The organism is Bifidobacterium saguinibicoloris (assembly GCF_019331725.1).
Taxonomy (GTDB): domain Bacteria; phylum Actinomycetota; class Actinomycetes; order Actinomycetales; family Bifidobacteriaceae; genus Bifidobacterium; species Bifidobacterium saguinibicoloris.
The window spans coordinates 74,910-96,656 of sequence record NZ_JAHBBF010000006.1 but is presented as its reverse complement, the minus strand read 5'-3'; the positions used below and the strand labels follow the sequence as shown (position 1 = coordinate 96,656).

At 66.2% G+C, this 21,747-nt stretch carries 16 protein-coding genes, 1 pseudogene and 1 riboswitch; of the genes and pseudogenes, 12 read left to right on the top strand and 5 right to left on the bottom strand.

Annotated features, from left to right (window positions below):
* From carB to gmk, 3 genes and pseudogenes are all read left to right on the top strand, one after another.
* A complete protein-coding gene (gene carB / locus KIH78_RS05640; RefSeq protein ID WP_214312564.1) occupies positions 1–3,384 on the top strand; it encodes a carbamoyl-phosphate synthase large subunit in 3,384 nt (1,127 codons plus the stop codon).
* 37 nt (positions 3,385–3,421) lie between these two features.
* Positions 3,422–4,345 (top strand): annotated as a pseudogene (pyrF, locus tag KIH78_RS10610) (orotidine-5'-phosphate decarboxylase); the annotation flags it as partial.
* Positions 4,346–4,552: 207 nt separating this feature from the next.
* Entirely contained in the window at positions 4,553–5,137 is a 585-nt protein-coding gene (gene gmk / locus KIH78_RS10605; protein WP_236034456.1) for a guanylate kinase, read from the top strand.
* A gap of 133 nt (positions 5,138–5,270) precedes the next feature.
* Here gmk and KIH78_RS05630 read toward each other — a convergent pair whose 3' ends face one another.
* The 3 genes from KIH78_RS05630 to thiD all read right to left on the bottom strand — a co-directional run bounded on the left by KIH78_RS05630 (position 5,271) and on the right by thiD (position 8,236).
* Positions 5,271–6,677 carry an MFS transporter gene (locus KIH78_RS05630; protein ID WP_236034444.1) on the bottom strand — a complete coding sequence of 469 codons (1,407 nt, stop codon included), beginning with the start codon at positions 6,675–6,677 and terminating at the stop codon, positions 5,271–5,273.
* Positions 6,678–6,944: 267 nt separating this feature from the next.
* On the bottom strand, positions 6,945–7,409 hold the full coding sequence (locus KIH78_RS05625) for a thiamine-binding protein (protein ID WP_214312554.1): 465 nt from the start codon (positions 7,407–7,409) through the stop codon (positions 6,945–6,947).
* 17 nt (positions 7,410–7,426) lie between these two features.
* Positions 7,427–8,236, bottom strand: a complete 810-nt coding sequence (thiD, locus tag KIH78_RS05620) for a bifunctional hydroxymethylpyrimidine kinase/phosphomethylpyrimidine kinase (RefSeq protein WP_214312552.1) — start codon at positions 8,234–8,236, stop codon at positions 7,427–7,429.
* Between the two features lie 98 nt (positions 8,237–8,334).
* Here thiD and KIH78_RS05615 point away from each other — a divergent pair, with 98 nt between their 5' ends.
* Positions 8,335–9,543, top strand: coding sequence for an AAA family ATPase (locus KIH78_RS05615; RefSeq protein ID WP_219131636.1), 1,209 nt, complete (start codon positions 8,335–8,337; stop codon positions 9,541–9,543).
* Positions 9,544–9,628: 85 nt separating this feature from the next.
* Here the strand turns inward: KIH78_RS05615 and thiC are convergent, their stop codons facing one another.
* Both thiC and thiM read right to left on the bottom strand, forming a co-directional pair.
* The gene (thiC, locus tag KIH78_RS05610) at positions 9,629–12,379 is read right to left on the bottom strand and encodes a phosphomethylpyrimidine synthase ThiC (protein WP_219131599.1); all 2,751 of its coding nucleotides are present in this window, start codon (positions 12,377–12,379) and stop codon (positions 9,629–9,631) included.
* 85 nt (positions 12,380–12,464) lie between these two features.
* Complete coding sequence (gene thiM, locus KIH78_RS05605; RefSeq protein ID WP_219131598.1) at positions 12,465–13,391, bottom strand: hydroxyethylthiazole kinase; 927 nt, start codon at positions 13,389–13,391, stop codon at positions 12,465–12,467.
* Positions 13,385–13,494, bottom strand: a riboswitch (TPP riboswitch). Its footprint overlaps the gene before it by 7 nt.
* Positions 13,495–13,674: 180 nt before the next feature.
* On the opposite strand from thiM, the gene KIH78_RS05600 reads away from it, so the two are divergent.
* The 8 genes from KIH78_RS05600 (at position 13,675) to KIH78_RS05565 (ending at position 21,723) form a co-directional block, all read left to right on the top strand.
* Complete coding sequence (locus tag KIH78_RS05600; RefSeq protein WP_219131597.1) at positions 13,675–15,150, top strand: glycine--tRNA ligase; 1,476 nt, start codon at positions 13,675–13,677, stop codon at positions 15,148–15,150.
* A gap of 208 nt (positions 15,151–15,358) precedes the next feature.
* Positions 15,359–16,444 (top strand): tRNA dihydrouridine synthase DusB, encoded by a 1,086-nt coding sequence (gene dusB, locus KIH78_RS05595; protein WP_420830126.1) that lies wholly within the window; start codon positions 15,359–15,361, stop codon positions 16,442–16,444.
* 131 nt (positions 16,445–16,575) lie between these two features.
* On the top strand, positions 16,576–17,841 hold the full coding sequence (gene ftsZ / locus KIH78_RS05590; protein WP_219131595.1) for a cell division protein FtsZ: 1,266 nt from the start codon (positions 16,576–16,578) through the stop codon (positions 17,839–17,841).
* 31 nt (positions 17,842–17,872) lie between these two features.
* Positions 17,873–18,379 carry a cell division protein SepF gene (locus tag KIH78_RS05585; protein WP_214312534.1) on the top strand — a complete coding sequence of 169 codons (507 nt, stop codon included), beginning with the start codon at positions 17,873–17,875 and terminating at the stop codon, positions 18,377–18,379.
* Between the two features lie 149 nt (positions 18,380–18,528).
* Complete coding sequence (locus tag KIH78_RS05580) at positions 18,529–18,810, top strand: YggT family protein (protein WP_219131594.1); 282 nt, start codon at positions 18,529–18,531, stop codon at positions 18,808–18,810.
* A 107-nt stretch (positions 18,811–18,917) separates the two neighbouring features.
* On the top strand, positions 18,918–20,216 hold the full coding sequence (locus KIH78_RS05575) for a DivIVA domain-containing protein (protein WP_219131593.1): 1,299 nt from the start codon (positions 18,918–18,920) through the stop codon (positions 20,214–20,216).
* Between the two features lie 20 nt (positions 20,217–20,236).
* A complete protein-coding gene (gene lspA, locus KIH78_RS05570) occupies positions 20,237–20,785 on the top strand; it encodes a signal peptidase II (RefSeq protein ID WP_214312522.1) in 549 nt (182 codons plus the stop codon).
* Positions 20,782–21,723: an RluA family pseudouridine synthase gene (locus tag KIH78_RS05565; RefSeq protein WP_214312519.1), complete on the top strand. Its 942-nt coding sequence runs from the start codon at positions 20,782–20,784 to the stop codon at positions 21,721–21,723. Before lspA ends, KIH78_RS05565 begins: the two co-directional genes overlap by 4 nt.
* The last annotated feature ends 24 nt before the right edge of the window (positions 21,724–21,747 follow it).

The following is a 21,747-nucleotide window of genomic DNA, read 5'->3' as shown; positions in this document are numbered from 1 at the left end:
ATGCCGAAGCGCACCGACATCAAATCCGTGATGGTCATCGGATCCGGCCCGATCGTCATCGGTCAGGCGGCGGAGTTCGATTACTCGGGCACCCAGGCATGCCGCGTCCTCAAGGAGGAAGGCATCCGCGTCATCCTCGTCAACTCCAACCCGGCCACCATCATGACCGATCCGGAGATGGCCGACGCCACCTACATCGAGCCGATCGCCACGCCGATCCTCGAGCAGATCATCGCCAAGGAACGCCCCGACGCGCTCCTGCCCACCCTCGGCGGCCAGACCGCGCTGAACGCGGCCATGGCCCTCGGCGAGGCCGGCGTGCTCAAGAAGTACGGTGTCGAGCTCATCGGAGCGTCCCTTGAGGCCATCGACCGCGGCGAGGACCGCGAGCTGTTCAAGAAGGTCGTCGACGAGGCTGGCGCCGAATCCGCACGTTCCCGCATCGCGCACACGCTCGCCGAAGTGGACCGCATCGCCGAGGAGTTCGGCTACCCGCTGGTCGTCCGCCCGAGCTTCACCATGGGCGGTCTCGGCTCCGGCATCGCGCACGACGAGGAGGAGCTCCACCGCATCGCCGGTGCGGGCATCCACTACTCGCCGACCGACGAGGTCCTCATCGAGGAAGGCATCGAGGGCTGGAAGGAATTCGAGCTCGAGCTCATGCGCGACCGCAAGGACAACGTCGTGGTCGTCTGCCCGATCGAGAACGTCGACCCCGTTGGCGTGCACACCGGCGATTCCATCACTGTGGCTCCCTGCTTCACGCTCACAGACCGTGAATACCAGAAGCTGCGCGACATCGGCATCGCCATCATCCGCGGCGTCGGCGTCGACACCGGCGGCTGCAACATCCAGTTCGCCATCCACCCCGAGACCGGCCGCATCATCGTCATCGAGATGAACCCGCGCGTCTCCCGCTCGTCCGCACTCGCCTCGAAGGCCACCGGCTTCCCGATCGCCAAGATCGCGACCAAGCTGGCCCTCGGCTACACGCTCGACGAGATCCGCAACGACATCACCCAGTCCACGCCCGCCTCCTTCGAGCCGACCATCGACTACGTCGTCACCAAGGTGCCGCGCTTCGCGTTCGAGAAGTTCCCGGGCGCCGACCCGACCCTGACCACGTCGATGAAGTCCGTCGGCGAGGCCATGGCCCTGGCCGGCAACTTCCAGGAGTCCCTCGGCAAGGCCATGCGTTCCATCGACAAGCGTCACATGGGCTTCAGCTGGGATGGCGACAAGCCCTCCGCCGAGGAGGTCGCCGATCTGCTCAAGGCCGTGCACGTGCCCACCGAGCACCGCTACCTCCAGATCATGCGCGCCATCTGGGGCGGCGCCACCATCGAGCAGCTGTACGCCGCCACCAAGATCGACCCGTGGTTCCTGAAGCAGCTCACGCTCATCAACGAGACCGCTCAGGCGGTGCGTGAGGCCGAGACGCTCACGCGCAAGCTGCTGCGCCGCGCCAAGCTCGCCGGCCTGTCCGACCTGCAGATCGCGCACCTGCGCAATCTGGGCGACGAGGGCGAGAACACCATCCGCGAACTGCGCTGGACCTACGGTCTCAAGCCCGTGTACAAGACGGTCGACACCTGCGCCGCCGAATTCGACGCGGCCACGCCGTACTACTACTCCTGCTACGCGGACGAGAGCGAGGTCAAGCCGCGCGAACGCGAGGCCGTGATCATCCTCGGTTCCGGCCCGAACCGCATCGGCCAGGGCATCGAGTTCGACTACACCTGCGTACACGCGGTGCAGGAGCTCGGAAAGGACTATGACACGATCATGGTCAACTGCAACCCGGAGACCGTGTCCACCGACTACGACATCTCCGACCGTCTCTACTTCGAACCGCTCACCTTCGAGGACGTGCTCGAGATCTACGAGGCCGAGAAGAGGATGGGGCCCGTCAAGGGCGTCATCGTGCAGCTCGGCGGCCAGACGCCGCTTTCGCTCGCCGCGCGCCTCAAGGCCGCGGGCGTGCCGATCCTCGGCACCACCCCGGAGGCCATCGACCTGGCGGAGAACCGCGAGCTGTTCGGCGAGGTGCTCAAGAAGGCGAAGATGAACGCGCCGCGCTACGGCACCGCGCTCAGCCTCGAGGAGGCCCAGGAGGCCGCGCGCAACATCGGCTACCCCGTGCTCGTGCGTCCGAGCTACGTGCTCGGCGGCCGCGGCATGGAGATCGTCTACGATGACGCGCAGCTCGAGAAGTACGTGAACCGAGCCCTGGCCGAAGCCCAGGCCGATACGGTCGTCTCCGGACGTCTGCCCTCGCCGCTGCTCATCGACAAGTTCCTCCAGGACGCCATCGAGATCGACGTCGACGCCCTGTTCGACGGCGAGGAGCTGTACATCGGCGGCATCATGGAGCACATCGAGGAGGCCGGCGTGCACTCCGGCGATGCCGCCTGCACCCTGCCCCCGTCCACGCTGTCCGACGACCAGATCCGTCGTCTGCGCGAGGGCACCTACGCCATCGCCAAGGGCTGCAACGTTCAGGGCCTGATCAACGTGCAGTACGCCTTCATGGCCAACACCCTGTACGTCATCGAGGCCAACCCGCGCGCCTCCCGCACCGTGCCGTTCGCTTCCAAGGCCACCGGCGTGGCGCTGGCCAAGGCCGCCGCCCGCATCATGGCGGGGGAGACCATCGCCGACCAGCGCGCCAACGGTCTGCTGCTGCCCAAGGGCGACGGCGGCGTCATGCACCGCGGCCAGCAGGTGGCGGTCAAGGAGTCCGTCCTGCCGTTCAAGCGTTTCCGTACGCCCGTCGGAAAGACCGTCGACATCCTGCTCGGACCGGAGATGCGCTCCACCGGCGAGGTCATGGGCTTCGACCGCGACTTCCCGCACGCGTTCGCCAAGAGCCAGCTCGCCGCCTATGAGGGAGGCCTGCCCACCCACGGCAACGTGTTCATCTCCGTCAACGACACCGACAAGCGCCAGCTGCCGCTCATGGCCGTGCGTCTCGTCGAGCTCGGATTCACCATCTGGGCGACCGAGGGCACTGCGTCCGTGCTGCGCCGCTACGGCATCGAATCGAAGATCGTGGACAAGATCTCCACCCGCGTGGACTCCGACCCCGAGGCTCCGGTGCAGGTCGTGCACGCCGAGGGATCCGTCGGCAAGAACGTCGTCGAACTCATCGAGGAAGGCGCGATCGACATGATCCTCAACACGCCGAACTCGAGAGGCTCGCGTTCCGACGGATACTCCATCCGCGCCGCCGCCATCGCCGCCGACCTGCCGCAGTTCACCACCATCACCGAGTTCTCCGCGGTGCTGCTGGCCATCGAGGCGGTCAAGCGCAACGACTACCAGATCATGAGCATCCAGGAGCATTCGAAGCAGTTGTTCGCCTTGGAAAGCAAGGATTTCTGACCAACGGAATTCCTCTCGCACGAAGGAAGGGATCGCGATGAGTGACAGCCCCATTGAGGAACAGGACAAGGAACGGCTCGCGAGGCGTTCGGACTTCGGTCTGCGCCTGCGCAATTCGATGGACAAGTACGGTCCGTTATGCGTGGGCATCGACCCGCACCGAAAGCTCCTGACCGATTGGGGCTACAACGTCGACGCCGACGGCGCGGAGATGTTCGCCATGCGCATGCTGCAGGCCGCGAACGGACGCGCCGCCGCCGTCAAATTCCAGTCGCCGATGTTCGAACGGTACGGTTCGAAGGGATTCGCCGCGCTGGAACGGGTGCTGTACGCGGCCCGGCAGATGGGCATCATCACCATCGTGGACTGCCTGCACGGCGGCCTGTCCACGACGATCTCCGCCATCGCCGACGCCTACTTCAAGCCGGGCGCCCCGCTCAGGGCCGACGCGATCACGCTGCTGCCGTACTACGGCGCGAGGTCCCTGCAGGGGCTCATCGACGACGCGCTCGACAACGGGCGCGGCGTGTTCATCGCCTCCCTCACCTCCAATGACGAGGGACGCAGCCTGCAGAGTGCTATCCGGCAGCGCGGCGACTACGAGGGCAAAACGGTGGCGTACGGCATCGCCGCCACTGCGCAGAAGAACAACCGCAACGTGGACGGCATGGGCTCCGTCGGCCTCGTCATCGGCGCGACCATCGGCCAGTGGATCACCGAAACCGGCGTGGACCCCGCCAAGTTCACCGGTCCGATTCTGTCTCCCGGCTACGGCTGGCAGGGCGCCGACGCCAAGGACCTGCGTACCGTGTTCAAGGGGACCAGAGGCAACGTGCTCGTCACCGTCTCCCGCTTCATCGCCTCCCACGGGCCGGACATCTCCGCGTTGAGCGAAGCGACCGAAGCCATCTCCCTGGACGTGCGGCAGGCGCTGCTCGAGGCCACCAGAATCGGGGACGAGGAGTCGGACACCGCCACCATCGTGGACATGAAGCCGGCCGGCGGCAACGCCGACAACGATCATCAAGGAACGGAAAACGTGACCGAAGACAAGACCGAAGCAACGGACGCCGCCGTCGAAACCGCCACGCCGGAACCGTCCGTGGACGGCGCTCCCGCCGCCGACGTCGCGCCGGGAACCGACGCCAAGGAGGACGACGCCTCGGCGCTGCGCGGAGGACGTCTCCTCGTGCTCACCGGACCCGCCGGCGTAGGCAAGGGCACCGTCGAAGTGGCGCTGCGCAAGAAGCACCCCGAAGTATGGGTGTCCGTGTCCGCCACCACCCGCGACCCCCGTCCCGGCGAAGTCAACGGCGTGAATTACTGGTTCATGAGCGAAGAGGAATTCGCCGAGAAGGAGAAGGCGGGGGAGTTCCTCGAAACCGCACTCGTGCATGGCATGGCCCATTACGGCACTCCGTTGAAGCCCCTCGAGGAGCATCTCGCGGTGGGCACCCCCACGATTCTCGAAATCGACCTGCAGGGGGCGCGCCGCGTCAAGGAGAAAGCCGCCGAACTCGGGCTCGACGTGATGACCGTGTTCATCGCGCCGCCCAGCTTCGACGAACTCGTACGCCGTCTGACCGGCCGCGGCACCGAGACCGAGGAGCAGCGCAAGCGTCGTCTCGAGACCGCCAAGGTCGAGCTCGCCGCCGAAGGCGAATTCGACGTGACCATCATCAACGATGACGTCGAACGCGCCGCGGGCGAACTGTGGAGCCTCATCGCCAAGGAGTACGGCATCAAGGAATGACGGACGCGGCTTCCGCGAACGCCGTGCGACGGTTCGCGGGTGGCCACATCCCATCATGACGACGGAGGGCCGATCCCGTACCACGGGACCGGCCCTCCGTCATATCCGGGCGGAATCGCGGACGAATCGCGAATCAGCCGACCGAACGCTGCGACGTCTCCGCGCCGAAGAAGCCCACCACCAGCATCGACGCGATGGCGATGGCGCTGATCGCCACGAAGATGGACGTGGCGCCGAGCGCGGTGAGCATCCAACCGACCACCATCGGCATGAGCACGTTGAGCAGCTTCGCGATGGCGTTGGCCAGACCGACGCAACGGAAACGCACCTTCGTGGCGAACAATTCAGGTGCATACACCGCCACCACGGACGCCATCAGCGTGTACAGGCACATCATGAGCAGGAACCCGACCACGATGGCGCCGACGGTGGAGGTCTGGAACGCGTACAGCATGCCGAACACGCCGGTGAACAGGAACGCGGGCACGATGGTGCGCTTGCGGCCGATACGGTCGATGAGCAGCGAACCGATGAGGCAGCCGACCGGCGCGCCCAACATCATCAGCGTGGACGTGATCAGGGAGCTGGACAGGTTGATGCCGCGCTTGACGAGAATCGTCGGCACCCAGGAGGTGAACGCGTACGAGCACACGTTGGTGGCGCCCACGGCGACGATGGCGACCAGCAGGCATACACCCAGCGAGCGGCCGCCCGCATTGCGGGTCTGAGCGGCCGCATCGGCGGACGTCGCCGCCGCATCCACCGGACGGGAGCCGTTGGCCTCCATGCGGCGGACAATGGCGTCCGCCTCCTCATAACGGTCATGCACGGCGAGCCAACGCGGCGATTCGGGGATGTCGCGACGCAGCCACCAGATCACGGCGGCGATCAGGCCGATGCCCACGAACAACGGGCGCCACGACCACCGGGGGATGATCCACGCGCATAGCAACATGGCGATCGGCACGCCGCAATTCGCCACCAGGGACACGATCGCGCACCAATGACCGCGGCGGTTCATCGGCGCGAACTCGTTGACCATGGCGAACCCGGTGACGATCTCCGCGCCCAGACCGAGCCCCGCGCCCAGACGGCACAGGGCGAGGACCGGCATGGATGGCGCGAACGCACCCAGGAACGTGAAGCCGCCGAACAGCAGCAGGTTGATCTGATAAGCCACTCGGCGCCCCTTGAGGTCGCCGACGAAACCGGCCAGCAACGAGCCGATGAGCAGCCCGAGGAAACCGGCCGACATGAACGTGGAATTCTGCTGCACGGTGGACCAGTGGGTGGCCAGCGCGCTGCTGGCGACCGCGCTTCCGATGTACACGTCGATGCTGTCCATGAGCATGCCCGCGGCGACCAGCGCCACGATGCGGTGGAACATGGGGGTCTCGTTGGCCCTGTCCACGCGTGAGATGATGTCCTGCACCTGTTCCGAATGTCGTGTTTTCGAATCTGCCTTCGAATGATCCGTGGCGCCCCGTGCGCCGCTGTGCCCCGCCGTGGCGGTGATGCTCTGCCCTTCGGCAGCGGTCATGATGAATTACCTCTTATACTGCGAACCCTTGGCCCGCACGTCCTGCCTGCCGTCGCTCCCGTTGTGCGGGACACGGACAGGCCATAGCGTGCGGAGCCTGAATCCAGGATCGCGACGGTCATTGTGTGACCCGCCTGCGATTTTCCTGCACCATAGATTAGGAGGATGACGACGAGGGGCCTGTCGCCGGTCACTATGTGACCGGCGACAGGCCCCTCGATGCGGACCGGGCGGATCAGATGGATCAGATGAACGGAATGGCGGAGATCAGTGCTCCGGCTGCTCCTTGACGGCCGCGGACCGACGTTCGGCGATGATCGCGTCGGCGAGCTTCGGCTTCTCCGTAAGTTGGCCGGTGAAGCCGGGGCGGATGTCCATGTGGAGCACGAGGCTCGTGCGATAGCCCTGTTCAGCGAGTTTCTTCGCGGCCTCACCGGCCACGTGCAGCACGTCGTCGAGGTTGCCCTCCACGTCCGTGAACAGGGCGTTGGTCTCCTGCGGGAGGCCGGAGTCTCGGATCACCTCGATGGCCTGCGTGACGTAGGGGGAGACCTCGGCGCCCGCGCCCGTCACCGACACCTGGATTGCGGCCACCGTGTTGAGATACGATTTGCCGGTCTTCGGGTCGATGGGGACCTCCTGCCTCACGGCGAAACGGTCGGTCGCCGTGGCGAGCGCCGCGTCACGCGCGTCCGAAGCGGTGCGCCCGGTGGCGTCATCGTTCTGCGTCATCGTCATTCCTCCTTCTCTCACCGCCACTGCCACGCGTGGTCCATCGGGCCGGAACCGTGGCCCAGGTCGAGCATCGCGTTCAACGCGCCGGTCAGATACTCCTTCGCATGCCGGATCGCCTCGGGCAGCGTCTCGCCCTTCGCGAGATTCGACGCGATCGCGGAGCTCAGCGTGCAGCCGGTGCCGTGCGTGTTCGGGTTGTCCACGCGGTCGCCCTCGAACCACGTGACCGTGCCGTCGGCTTCGGCGAGCACGTCGTTCGCGTCGTTCGTGTGATGACCGCCCTTGACGAGCGCCGCGCAGCCGTAGCGCGTGACGAGGGCGCGCGCCGCCGCCTCCATCGAATCGGCGTCGACGATCGCCATGCCGGTGAGCTCCTGCGCCTCGGGGATGTTCGGAGTGATGACCGTAGCCAGCGGGAACAGCTTCGACGTGAGTGCGGCGATCGCGTCGTCGCTGATGAGTTTCGCTCCGGAGGTCGCGACCATGACAGGGTCGAGCACCACGTTCGTCGCGTGATGGAACGTGAGCCGGTCGGCGATCACATCGATGATGTCGGTGGCGGAGACCATGCCGATTTTGACGGCGACCGGCGGGATGTCCTCGAACACGGCGTCGATCTGATCGGCGAGGATGTTCGGCTCGGTGTCCTGGATGGAGCGCACGCCGGTGGTGTTCTGCGCGGTGAGCGCAGTGATGGCGCTCATGCCGAACACGCCGTTGGCGAGCATGGTCTTGAGGTCGGCCTGCATGCCGGCGCCGCCGGAGGAGTCCGAACCGGAGATGGCGAGTACGGGGGGAAGGGTCGTGGTTGCTTGAGTTGACATATGACACAGCTTAGTCGCGAAGCGCCGGTTTTTCACCAGTTTTCCTTGAATATCCGACGTCCTTGTGGTGTGATGGTGTGAGCCTACGAGAGAGGGGTATCATGACCGACGACGTGTTGCGCCGCGACGGCGTGCTGGCGCGCATCACCGGATTCGACGAGGGGCGCGTCGCCTATTACGCGACGATGCCGAACGGGCGGAGCACGCAACTCACGTTCCCGCGTCAGGAGGTGTTCGACGTGGGCGACGTGCTGCTCGTCGGCGACGGTTTCTACACGAAGGTGCCCGCCTCCGTCTGGCCGGTGAAACCCCGCGTCGGCGTCGTGCGCCGCGCTCTGGAGGACGCGGTCGTGCTGGAGACCTCGGATGGGTTGGAGCTCCTCGAAGGCGACTATCCAGTGGACATCGCCCCCGGCAACACGGTCGAGTTCACCGACCTGTTCGGCATCGAACGCGTACTGTGGCCGACGGCCATCCGACCCGGCGAATCCGACCACGACGACGACATCAAACAGTACCGGATCACGCCGAGCGCCGACCCTGACCTCACGTTCTCGTCGTTCGGCGGCTACGAGCAGGTCGTCACGCGTGCCAAGGAGCTCATCGAGACGCAGCTCGGCAACAGCGTGCAGATGCGCGCCATCGGCGCGAAACCGATCAAGGGCGTGATCTTCACCGGAGCATCCGGCACCGGCAAGACGCATCTGGCGCGCATCATCGCCAATGTGGCCGACGCGCAGTTCTACCTCGTCTCCGGTCCGACCATCGTGAGCAAATACGTGGGCGACAGCGAGGAGACGCTGCGCATGATCTTCGCCGCCGCGCAGGCCGACCAGCGCGCCATCATCTTCTTCGACGAGATCGATTCGATCGCCTCCTCGCGCGACACCGACACGAACGGCGTCGGCAAGCGTCTCGTCGCGCAGTTGTTGACGCTCATGGACGGTTTCGCGTCCAAAGGCAACGTGGTGGTCGTCGCCGCCACGAACCGCATCGAGGATGTGGACCCGGCGCTGCTGCGCCCGGGCCGATTCGACTGGCAGATTCCGTTCCCGATGCCGAGCGAACACGATCGACTTGCAATCCTCGAAGTGCAGGAACGTGCGCTTTCGACCGAGGGGGAGTTGCCCCTCGCGGACATCGCACGGCGCACCGAAGGGTGGAGCGGCGCCGAGGTATGCGCCATCTGGACGGAGGCTGCGCTCGTCGCCGCCAAGGACCGTCGCGCCGCGATCCGCGCCGCCGACCTCACGACCGCGTTCGAACGCGTCGAATGCCGCCCGGAGCTGCGCGCGCATCGGGGATAGCCGCAGGGAATCGCACCCGATGATGAAGCCCTCTCCCCGGGAACGAGGAGAGGGCTTCATCATCGGACCGGTCGAGGAGGCCGGATCACTCGGTGGCGGTGGAGTAGAGCTTGCCGCCCTGGGCGGTGTACTTCTCGCTCATCGCGTCGAGGCCGGCGCGAATCTCCTCGGGGCTCAGCACGTTGGCGGAGACGACGCCGTCGGCCGCGGCCGAAGCGGTGTCGGCGGAGGCCGGGATGCGGCCGGCGAGCGAATCCTTCACGATCTGCTCCTGGGCGGCCGCACCGCCGAACGCCTTGCGGATGTTCTGCGAGATGGCCATCGAGCAGAACTTCGGACCGCACATCGAGCAGAAGTGCGCCATCTTGGCCGGCTCGGCGGGCAGCGTCTCGTCATGGAACGCGATCGCGGTGTCCGGGTCGAACGCCAGGTTGAACTGGTCGAGCCAACGGAACTCGAAGCGGGCCTTCGAGATTGCGTCGTCACGATCCTGCGCGTGCGGGTGGTGCTTGGCGATGTCCGCGGCGTGGCAGGCGATCTTGTAGGCGATCACACCCTGCTTGACGTCGTCCTTGTTCGGCAGACCGAGGTGCTCCTTCGGGGTCACGTAACACAGCATGGCGGTGCCGTAACGGGCGATCTCCACGCCGCCGATCGCGGACGTGATGTGGTCGTAGCCGGGGGCGGTGTCAGTGGTGAGAGGCCCCAGCGTGTAGAACGGGGCGCCGGAGCACACGGCCTTCTCCAGTTCGATGTTCATGCGCACCGTGTCGAACGGGATGTGGCCCGGCCCTTCGATCATGACCTGCACGTCCTTCGCCCAGGCGCGCTGGGTGAGCTCGCCGAGCGTCATCAGCTCCGAGAGCTGCGCCGCGTCGTTGGCGTCCGCGAGGGAGCCGGGGCGCAGACCGTCGCCGAGCGAGAACGCCACGTCGTACTTGGCGAAGATGTCGCACAGCTCGTCGAAGTGCGTGTACAGGAAGCTCTCCTGATGGTGGCGCAGGCACCAGTCGGCCATGATCGAACCGCCGCGGGAGACGATGCCGGTCATGCGGTTCGCGGTGAGCGGCACGTAGCGCAGCAGCACGCCGGCATGGATCGTCATGTAGTCGACGCCCTGCTCGCACTGTTCGATCACGGTGTCGCGGAACAGCTCCCAGCTGAGCTTCGAGGCGTCGTCCTCGACTTTCTCCAGCGCCTGGTACATCGGCACGGTGCCGATCGGCACGGGGGAGTTCCTGAGGATCCACTCGCGGGTGGTGTGGATGTCGTTGCCGGTGGACAGGTCCATCACGGTGTCGGCGCCCCACTTGGTGGCCCACGTGAGCTTCTCCACCTCCTCGTCGATGGACGAGGTGACGGCGGAGTTGCCCATGTTCGCGTTGAGCTTGGTGAGGAAGCGGGAGCCGATGATCATCGGCTCGGCCTCCGGGTGGTTGATGTTGCACGGCATGACGGCGCGGCCGGCGGCCAGTTCGGAGCGTACGAGCTCCACCGGGCAGTTCTCGCGCTCGGCCACGTACTTCATCTCCGGGGTGACGATGCCGTGGCGGGCGTACCACATCTGGGTGATCGGGTGGTCCTTGGCGCGCAGCGGCTGGTGCTTGCGTCCGCGCCATTCCTTCGTGGCACGGCCGCGCTTGATGGCGCGCTTGCCGTCGTCCTCGAGGTTGCGGGCGCGGCCTTCGTACTCCTCGACGTCGCCGCGGTCGCGGATCCAGTCGAGGCGCAGGGGCTTCAAGCCCTCCTTCGGATCGCACTTCGGACCTTCGGTGTTGTAGTCGATGAACGGCGGGTTCGGGCCGACGCCGGGCGTGTCGGAGAGCTTGATCTCGGTGTACGGCACCTCGAGGTCGTAGGAGCCGTATTCGTAGGAGAACGGCACGGACTTCGTCTTGCGGATGTGGGCCTTGTCGCGCTGTTTGGAGCCGCGGGCGGCGATGTCGACGCGCTGCTGCTTGGCGAGCTTCTGCGCCTCCTTCGCTTCCTTGGCGTTGGTGAACTTCTTCTCGGTGGCCTCGGCGCCCGGCTTGGCGGCACCCTCCTGCGCGGCCTGCGTGTCGGCGGCCGGCGTGTGGGTGACGATGCGAGGCGCGTAGCCGTGACGCTTGTCGCCGCGCACGGCCTTCCAGCCCTCGACCATCGCGCGGGTGGCCTCCTCCGGGTTCCCGGCGCCCGCGATCGCGGAGACGGCGAACCAGCCGGCGGCCTTGGTGCCGGCGAGCATGGCCATGTCGGCCGCGGTCACGCCGCCGCCGACCACGACCGGGAAGTCGGAGGCGGAGCAGATGGTGTCGATCTGACGTGCGTCCAGGGTCTTGCCGGATCCGTCGTTGCCGCCCACGGAGGCCTCGGGCTTGGTGGAGGAGACGTGCAGCGGGCCGGCGCCGATGTAGTCGATGCAGCCGTCCGGCAGTTCGTTGATGAGACGGACCAGCGACTCGGTCTCGGCGGACAGGCCCACGATCGCCTCGTCGCCGAGCAGGGCGCGGGCCTCGCGCGGTTCCATATCGGTCTGTCCGATGTGCACGCCGTCCACCTTGATGCCCTTGCGGCGGGCCTGCCACACCACGTCGGCGCGGTCGTCGATGACGAATGCCACGGAGTCGGACTTCCCGTTGTCCTCGATGATCTGCGCGATGTCGCGGGCCATGTCCGTCAGCTCGGAGGCGTCGGCACCCTTGGCGCGTAGCTGGATGAACGTGGCGCCGCCGCGCAGGGCCTGGTCGACCACGTCGGTCAGCGGGCGGCCGTTGCAGTCCTCGGGGCCCGCCACGAAGTACGCGGACAGGTCGAACGAATCGCGCATCGAGGCGTAGGGATATTCGTTGCTCATTTCTTGTTCCTTTTGGTTGGTTGTTGGATCAAGTCTGCTAGCGGATGGCGGGTCCTGATGGCCGCCATGGGTCCGCCGGTGGAACTCAGGCGACGTGAATCTCGCTTGCGGCCACCTGATTGGAGGTCGTGTTCCACAGGGCGTCGAGGAATGCGACCTGGAACGAGCCCGGACCATGCGATGCCGCCTCGGCGGTCTCGCCGGCACGGTTGTAGAGGGCGGTCGCGGCGAGCGCGGCGACGAGGGGATCGGTCACAGCGAGGTAGACGGCGGTCACGCCGCCGAGCGAGCAGCCTGCACCGGTGATCTTCGTCATCATCGGGCTGCCACCGGGCAGCCGGTAGACGGTCGCTCCATCGGTCACGAGGTCGACGGCACCCGAGACGGCCACCGCCGCCTTGCCATCAGGCGCGAGGGAGGCCAGATGACGGGCAAGTCGCCTCGCCGGTTCGATCGCGGCGTCGACTTCGTCGACCGATTCCACTCCCGCAGGGCGGCTGACCGGCGTATTGCCGGGTTCGGCCTCCTCGGCGAGTCCCCACATGTCCGTCAGGGCGATGATCTCGGAGGCGTTGCCGCGCACGATGGTCGGGGGAGCGGCGCGGAAGGACCTGAGAATCTCGGTGCGCGTCTCGCCGATGCCGGCGGCCACCGGATCGAGCACCCACCGGTGCCCGGCCTTGTGGAACGCGCGGGCGATCTTCGGCAGCGCGTCCTTGTAGAACGGCAGCAACGTGCCCACGTTGACGTAGTCGGCACCGGAGATGGCCGCCGTGTCGATGACGTCGTCCGGCAGGAAGCTCATGGCCGCAGCGCCGCCGGCGGCGAGCTGGGCGTTGGCGACGAGGTTGATGGTCACGAAGTTGGTGAACGACTGGGCCATCGGCGTCGTGGCCCGCACCTGTTCGACGGCGTGCCTCATGTGTTCGCGAAGCTCGGCGAGGCGGTCGTCGGACGGGACGTGGGAATCGGCATCGCGGCCGTTGCGATGGGTATGCGAGGAATCGCTCATCTGTCACTGCTCCCTACGCTGGTCTTAACCAACAGGTTCAAAGGGTCGGGCCGTGCGCCCATCTCAACCCGCCGGAGTGCCGCGGGTTCCCCTGCATTTCGTTATCGTTTCAGACGCTAGGGGGCGATATGGACAAGATGTGACGGAATCGCACATCCGTGGGCGTCGCCTCTGGCGGGTCCCGGCGAGGCGTGGTAGCGGGGCCGGTCGGCGGCCGGTCGGCGTATGCAGGTAGGCTGAAGCGGTTGTAAGACCCCAAACCGTTCAAACCAGAAGGTGCATTGTGGCTCAGTCCAAACTTGATGAAGTCGTATCCCTCGCGAAGCGTCGCGGTTTCGTGTTCCCCGCCGGCGAGATCTACGGCGGAACCCGTTCCGCCTGGGATTACGGCCCGCTCGGCGTCGCGCTGAAGGACAATATCAAGCGCGAATGGTGGCGTTCGATGGTCGTCACCCGTCCCGACGTCGTCGGCGTCGACACGTCCATCATCCTGCCGACCCCCGTGTGGGTCGCCTCCGGCCACGTCGCCGTGTTCAACGACCCGCTGGTCGAATGCCTCAACTGCCACAAGCGCAACCGCGCCGACAAGCTCCAGGAGAGCTACGCCGAGAAGCACGGCGACAAGCTGCCGGAGAACGGCATGGCCGACATCGTGTGCCCCGACTGCGGCACCCGCGGCAAGTGGACCGAGCCGCGCGACTTCAACATGATGCTGCGCACGCACCTCGGCCCGGTCGAGGACGAGAACAGCCTGCACTACCTGCGTCCGGAGACCGCGCAGGGCATCTTCGTGGACTTCAAGAACGTGATGACCTCCTCGCGCTCCAAGCCGCCGTTCGGCATCGCCAACATGGGCAAGTCCTTCCGCAACGAGATCACCCCCGGCAACTTCATCTTCCGCACCCGCGAGTTCGAGCAGATGGAGATGGAGTTCTTCGTCGAGCCCGGCACCGACGAGGAATGGCACCAGTACTGGATCGACGCCCGCACCCAGTGGTATCTGGACCTCGGCGTCAAGCCGGAGAACCTGCGCCACTACGAGCATCCGAAGGAGAAGCTCGCCCACTACTCGAAGCGCACCGTCGACATCGAATACAAGTTCGGCTTCCAGGGCTCCGACTGGGGCGAGCTCGAGGGCGTCGCCAACCGCACCGACTTCGACCTGTCCGCGCATGCCAAGCACTCCGGCGAGGATCTGAGCTACTTCAACCAGGCCACCGGCGAACGCTACGTGCCGTACGTCATCGAACCGGCCGCCGGCCTGACCCGATCCCTCATGTGCTTCCTCGTCGACGCCTACGACGTTGACGAGGCCCCGAACACCAAGGGCGGCGTCGACAAGCGCACCGTGCTGCGCCTCGACCCGCGTCTCGCCCCGGTCAAGGCCGCCGTGCTGCCGCTCTCCAAGAAGCCGGAGCTGCAGTCCGTGGCCCAGGACCTCGCCGCCGACCTGCGTCAGCACGAGTGGATGATCGACTACGACGAATCCGGCGCCATCGGCCGCCGCTACCGCCGTGAGGACGAGATCGGCACCCCGCTGTGCATCACCGTCGACTTCGACACCCTCGACGACCACGCCGTCACCATCCGCGACCGCGACACGATGAACCAGGAGCGCGTCTCCCTGGACAAGGTCGCCGAATACGTGGACTCCCGCATCGGCGAGCACCGCACGCGCGTGCCCATGAAGCCAGTCGCCATGGGCGGCGAGGCGTGGCCGGAATCCGTGAGGATCAACGAGGCCGGCGGTCTGTACTGATTCCCGACCCCCATCGAAGGACCCATAAAGGACCCGTATCCCAGTGACTTCCGACAACGAAATCACCATCGACGAGCGCGGTGACTGCCTCACGGGGCAGGACCCGCGCTCGCCGCGTCGTGCCGTCGACGCCCCCACCGTGGCCGCGGCCGTCAAACCCGTCGGACTCGGCCCGATTGAGGTGCCGACCCCGGTGGTGCTCTCGCCGATGGCGGGCGTCACCAACTGGCCGTTCCGCGTGCTCTGCGAGGAATATGGCCCGGACGGGCTCTACGTCGCCGAGATGATCACCGCCCGCGCGCTCGTGGCCCGCAACCCCAAAGCGCTGCGCCTATGCCGCTTCGCGCCCTCTGAACGGGTGCGTTCGCTGCAGCTGTACGGTGTGAACCCCGCGATCGTCGAGCAGGCCGCCCGCATCGTCGTCGACGAGGACATGGCCGACCACGTGGACCTGAACTTCGGGTGCCCCGTGCCGAAGGTCACGCGCCGCGGCGGCGGTTCCGCGCTGCCCTGGAAGACCGACATCTACACGGATGTGATCCGACGCGTCGTCAAGGTGTGCGGCGAGGCCGGCATCCCCGTCACCGCGAAGATCCGTGTCGGCATCGACCACGAGCATGAGACATTCCTCGAGGCCGGACACATCGCCCAGGAGGAGGGGTGCGCGGCCGTGACGCTGCACGCCCGCACCACCGCCGAATACTATGGTGGCCATTCCGATTGGAGCCGTATCGCCGAGCTCAAGAGCCATGTGGACATCCCGGTGTTCGGCAACGGCGACATCTGGGGCGCGGACGATGCGCTCGCCATGATCCGCGAGACCGGATGCGACGGCGTGGCCATCGGCCGCGGCTGCCAGGGGCGTCCGTGGCTGTTCGCCGACATCAAGCACGCGTTCGAGGGGTCCGGCGAGCGGTTCAACCCCACGTTGGGCGAGGTCTGCCGCGTGATCTCGCGCCATGCGCGCCTGCTCGTCGAGTTCTACGACGGCGACGAGCGCATGGCCGTGCATGATCTGAGGAAGCACATCGCCTGGTATCTGAAGGGGTTCCCCGTCGGCGGCTCCACGCGCAAGGCGTTCATGGAGTGCGAGAGCCTCGAGGACGTGGACCGCGAGATCGGCAGACTCGATCCGGACATACGTTTCCCGGAACGGGTGGTCGACAAGCCCCGTGGGCGCGTGAGGTTCGCCAAGAAGGTGCATCTGCCGTATGGCTGGCTGGACTCCCGCGTCACCAGTCATGAGGAACGGGAGACCCTGTTCGGGGACGACCCCATGGACGCCTCGTACTGATTCCTGCGCGCCGGTCCGGATGCGGCCGGCGCGCGCGTCCCAAAAATGCGTTACACGCGCGAAAATATCACACCAAACGGTAAGGCCCTGCGCTACTCTAGGGTGTAACCGTGTAGTGACAGGAGCACAACGTGAGCGAGACCGCCCAGACTGAGTTCAACGACAAGACCAACATCAAGGTCGTCGGCGTAGGTGGCGCCGGCGGCAACGCCGTCAACCGCATGATCGCCGAGGGTCTGGCGAACGTTGAATTCGTAGCAGTGAACACCGATGCGAAGGACCTGTTGCGGTCCGACGCCGACGTGAAGATCTCCCTGTCCGACCAGTCCAGCCGCGGTCTCGGCGCAGGAGCCGATCCCGAGAAGGGCGCGAAGGCCGCGCAGGACCACCAGTCCGACATCGAGGAGGCCGTCAAGGGCGCCGATATGGTGTTCGTCACCTGCGGCGAGGGCGGCGGCACGGGAACGGGCGCCAGCCCCATTGTGGCGAGGGCAGCGCATCAGCAGGGCGCGCTCACCATCGCCGTGGTCACCCGTCCGTTCAGCTTCGAAGGGCCCCAGCGTTCCGCCTCCGCGGAGCTTGGCATCGACAATCTCCGTCAGGAGGTCGACGCCCTCATCGTCATTCCGAACGATAGGCTCCTGGAACTGTCCGACCGCTCCATCACCATCATGGACGCGTTCAAGACGGCCGATTCGGCGCTGCTGTCCGGCGTGCAGGGCATCACCGACCTCATCACCTCCAACTCGTACATCCACGTGGACTTCTCCGATGTCACCGCCATCCTGCGCAATGCCGGAACCGCGTTGTTCGGCATCGGTTCGGCGCGCGGCGAGGACCGCGCCACCCAGGCGGCCGAGCTGGCCATCAGCTCGCCGCTTCTCGAGGAGAGCATCGAAGGCGCCCACGGCGCGCTCATCAACGTGGCCGGTCCCACCGACATCGGCCTGCAGGAGGCGTCCGCCGCCGTCGAGCTCGTGCGCAAGGCCATCCACCCCGAAGCCCAGATCATCTGGGGCCTCGCTCTGGACGACGCGTACGGCGACGAAGTGCGCGTCACCGTCATCGCCGCGGGCTTCGACACCGCCAAGCAGGCCGCGATGAACGCCGCCGCCTCGGCGATTCCGCAGCATCAGTCCTCTGCGCAGCCGCGCACGACCGCGCAGAGCGCGCCGGCTCCCGCCACGCCCGCGGCACCGGCCGCACCGGCGACGCCGTCGCCGGCCGCACCCGCCGCACCCGAGCAGACGGCTCCCGCCGCCCAGCCGGCCCAGCAGCCTTCGCCGTTCACGTTCGCCCCGTCCACCGGTGCCCCCGCGCAGCCGTACGAGCCGTATCAGCCTGCTCCGGGCGCGGATGACGCCGGCGATCTCGACATCCCCGACTTCCTGCGCTGACGGCGGACACCACACGAGAAAGGATTGAGACATGGCTGGATTCATGAAGAACGCGATGTCCTATCTGGGCATGTCCGACGTCGCCGAGGAGGACGATGACTTCGACGTCGAGGAGGAGCCCGAGACGCCGGCCGAGACACCCACGTCCTTCGACTCCGACCGCACGGTGACTCCAATGCCCACCAAGCCGTCCGTCTCCTCCTCACCGGCCTCGTCCTCCACCGCCTCGTCGCGAGGAGGCAACCCCTTCCAGGGAAGGCTGAGCCGCATCACCACCATCCACCCGAAGTCCTATGACGATGCGCAGATGGTCGGACGGGCCATCCGCGACGGCGTCCCCGTGGTGCTCAACCTCACCGGCGTGTCCGAGGCGGTGGCCTACCGCATCATCGACTTCTCCGCGGGAGTGGTGTTCGGCGTGCACGGATCCATGGAACGCGTCACCCCGCGTGTGTTCCTGCTCAGCCCCGCGCAGGTGAACATCAAGGTGGAGGAGTCCGCCTCCGCGAACAGCGCGCGAGACCTGTTCGCGGACTGAGCGCATCGGCCGGGCGGGTGCGTCGCGCGGTGCCGTCACCAACGACTGTCCACATGCCGGACGTGCGTCCGGCATTTCCTTGTGGGGATGACGGTACGTCGTCGGCGAACATGGACGTCCGCATGCGGGGCCGTTGGTAAGTTGGCATCATGCTGTTCCTTATTCTCCAACACGTCGTCGATGGGGCGATCGACGCCTACATCACGGTGCTGTTCATCCGCATGATTCTCGATTGGGCCGCGATACTCGCACCACGCTGGTATCCGCAGGGCGTCGTCGCACGTCTCATCGGCGTGGTGTATGACATCACGAATCCTCCGCTCAGGTGGCTCAGACGCTTCATCCCCCCGCTGCGGATGGGGGCTGTCGCGTTGGACATGAGCTTCCTGGTGCTGTATTTCCTGCTCGTTCTTCTCCGCGTTTTCATCTGACACTCATGTAAACGCCGCGAAACCTGCACGAATGACGGGGTACGTGGTAAGGTCATGTCTTGATACATACGTAAGCGAGGCATAGCCCCAAAGCGAGGTGTAGATTTATGGCTCTGTTGACGCCTAAGGACATCAGGGAACGTACTTTCCAGACGGTGCGTTTCAAGGAAGGATACGACGTTGACGAGGTCGACGATTTCCTCGATCAGGTGACGGAGACCGTCGAAGCGCTCGGCAAGCAGGCCGTCGCCGGCGGACAGTCCACCCAGGCATTGGGGCCGGAGGTGACCGCTCTCAACCAGAAGATCTCCGATCTGACGGCTCAGGTGCAGCAGCTGCAGGGTGAGAACGAAAAGCTCAAGGGTGCCGCCCAGCAGGCAGCCGCCAACGGCGACGAGAACGCGCAGGCCGTGGCTTCCAAGCTTCAGGAGGCCGAGGAATCCAACCGCGCGCTGTCCTCCCAGAACGAGCAGCTCAAGGCCCAGGTGGACCAGCTGAACGCGCAGATCGACCAGCTCACCGCGCAGGTCTCCCAGGCGTCCGGCAATCAGGATGCCGTCGCGCAGCAGATCGCGTCCATCCAGCATGAGCGTGACCAGTACCGTGCGCAGAACGAGGAGCTCGGACGTCAGCTCGCCGCGTTCCAGCAGCAGGCCGCCGGCGCGCAGCAGCAGGCCCAGCAGGTGGCCGAGCTGACCCGTCAGCTCGAGGAGTCCAAGCAGCGTGAGAACCAGCTGCGCGAGCAGGTCTCCAAGGTCGAGCCGAACACCGAGACCGGCTCCCTGCAGAAGATCGCCGGCGCCGCCGCCGGAGCGGGCACCGAACCCGAGCGCGCCACCGCCATGCTCACCCTGGCCATGCAGCTGCACGACCAGTACGTGGACAAGGGCAAGGCCAAGGCCAAGGAGATCACTGAGAAGAGCCAGCGCGACTACAACGAGCTCATCGGCAAGGCCAATGACTACAACGACCGCACCCGCGGCGAGGCCGACGAGTACAACAAGCGCATCCACTCGGATGCGGACGCCTACTCCGACCGCACCCGTTCCGACGCCGACGCCTACTCGGTGAAGACCCGTCAGGACGCGGACACCTACCTGACCGACAAGCATAACGACGCCGACCAGTACGAGGCCGAAGTGCAGCGTCGCGCCGCAGAATACGACAAGAAGATTCGCGGCGCCGCCGACGACTACAGCACCAAGACGCGTGCGACGGCCGACGACTACGCCAACCAGGTCCGTGAGAACCTCACCAACGAGTCCAAGCTCATCGAGGGCAACATCCAGGGACTCAAGCAGTTCGAGACCGAATACCGCAGCCGTCTGACTGACTTCCTCGGCCAGCTCATCAACCAGGTTTCGGACACGAACACCTACAACCAGACCGAGCAGTCTGGTCAGTGAGAGCGGACTGAACCCCCGGTATGAACAAGGTTCATGAAGGACGGCTGCGCGTACGCGTGGCCGTCTTTGTTTGCGTTTCACTGATTGCCGTCGTCATCGACCAGGTGACCAAACTCTGGGCGTTGCGTGCGCTCGGGGATGGGCGCACCGTCCCCGTGGTCAAAGGACTGCTGTCGTTGACGCTCGTCCGAAACCCCGGCGCTTCGCTCGGCTTCGGTTCCGGAGCCACATGGGTGATCACGCTGCTGGCCGTCGCCGCATGCGTGGCGTTGGCCGTCCTTGCCGTGCGCACCACATCGATGATGTGGGATGCGGCGTTCGCGCTTGCGTTCGCCGGCGCGTTCGGCAATCTCATCGACCGCGTCGTCTATGCGGAGGGATTCCTTGATGGCAAGGTCGTCGATTTCCTGAATTACGGCTGGTCCGTAGGCAATGTCGCCGACGTGTATCTGGTGGTGGCCGGGGTGGCCATCGTCCTGATGATTCTGCTCAACGTGCCGTTCGACGAGCGTGCGCGTGGCGGGAAGTCCGCAGGCTCAGAACGGGAGCAGGGGGAGGAGACGGCATGAGTCGTCTCGCCCCCGCCCCCGACGCGCTCGTCGGCAAGCGGTTCGACGTCGCGGTGGCCAAGATGCTCGGGGTGTCGCGTTCGAAGGCCGCCGACCTCATCGACACCGGGCAGGCGCGCGTGCTCGGCCGGACGTTGACGAAGTCCGGCATCCTCCAATCGGGGGAGACCGTCGAGTTCGATCTCGCCGAGGAACGCCACGACCCCGAACCCATCGCCGGCGACATGGCCGTCGTCTACGAGGACGACGACGTCGTCGTCGTGGACAAGCCGGTCGGCGTCGCGGCGCACGCCTCCGTAGGATGGACCGGCCCCACGGTGCTGGGCTCCCTGCGCGACCGGGGCGTGCACATCACCTCATATGGGGCCGCGGGACGCGAGGGCATCGTCTCACGCTTGGACGTCGGCACCTCCGGGCTCATGCTCGTCTGCAAGTCCGATCTGGCGTACGTGGAGATGCGGCGGCAGTTCGCCGAGCATGAGGTCGTGAAGACGTACCATGCGCTCGTGCAGGGATGCCTTCGGCAGGACAAGGCCACCATCGAAGCGCCGATCGGACGTGCGAAGGTCTCCGATTTCCGGTTCTGCGTGACGCCCGCCGGCAAACCGGCCGTGACCCACTGGGACGTGATGGAGCGGTTCGGTTCCGAGGCCACCTTGGTCTCCGTGAACCTGGAGACCGGACGTACGCACCAGATCCGCGTGCATTTCTCATCCATCGGACATCCCTTGGTCGGTGACCACATGTATGGTGCCAACCCGGTGCTCGCCGCCGATCTCGGGCTGGAACGCCAGTGGCTGCATGCCATGCAGCTCGAATTCCGGCATCCGCGCACCCACGTGTGGACCACGGTGAAATCGGAGTATCCGGCCGATCTCGCTCATGCGTTGACGGTGATGCGTGAACGGCATGAGGAGCCAGGCCGTTCCTCCAATTGATGTCGACGTCCGGCCGGGTATGCG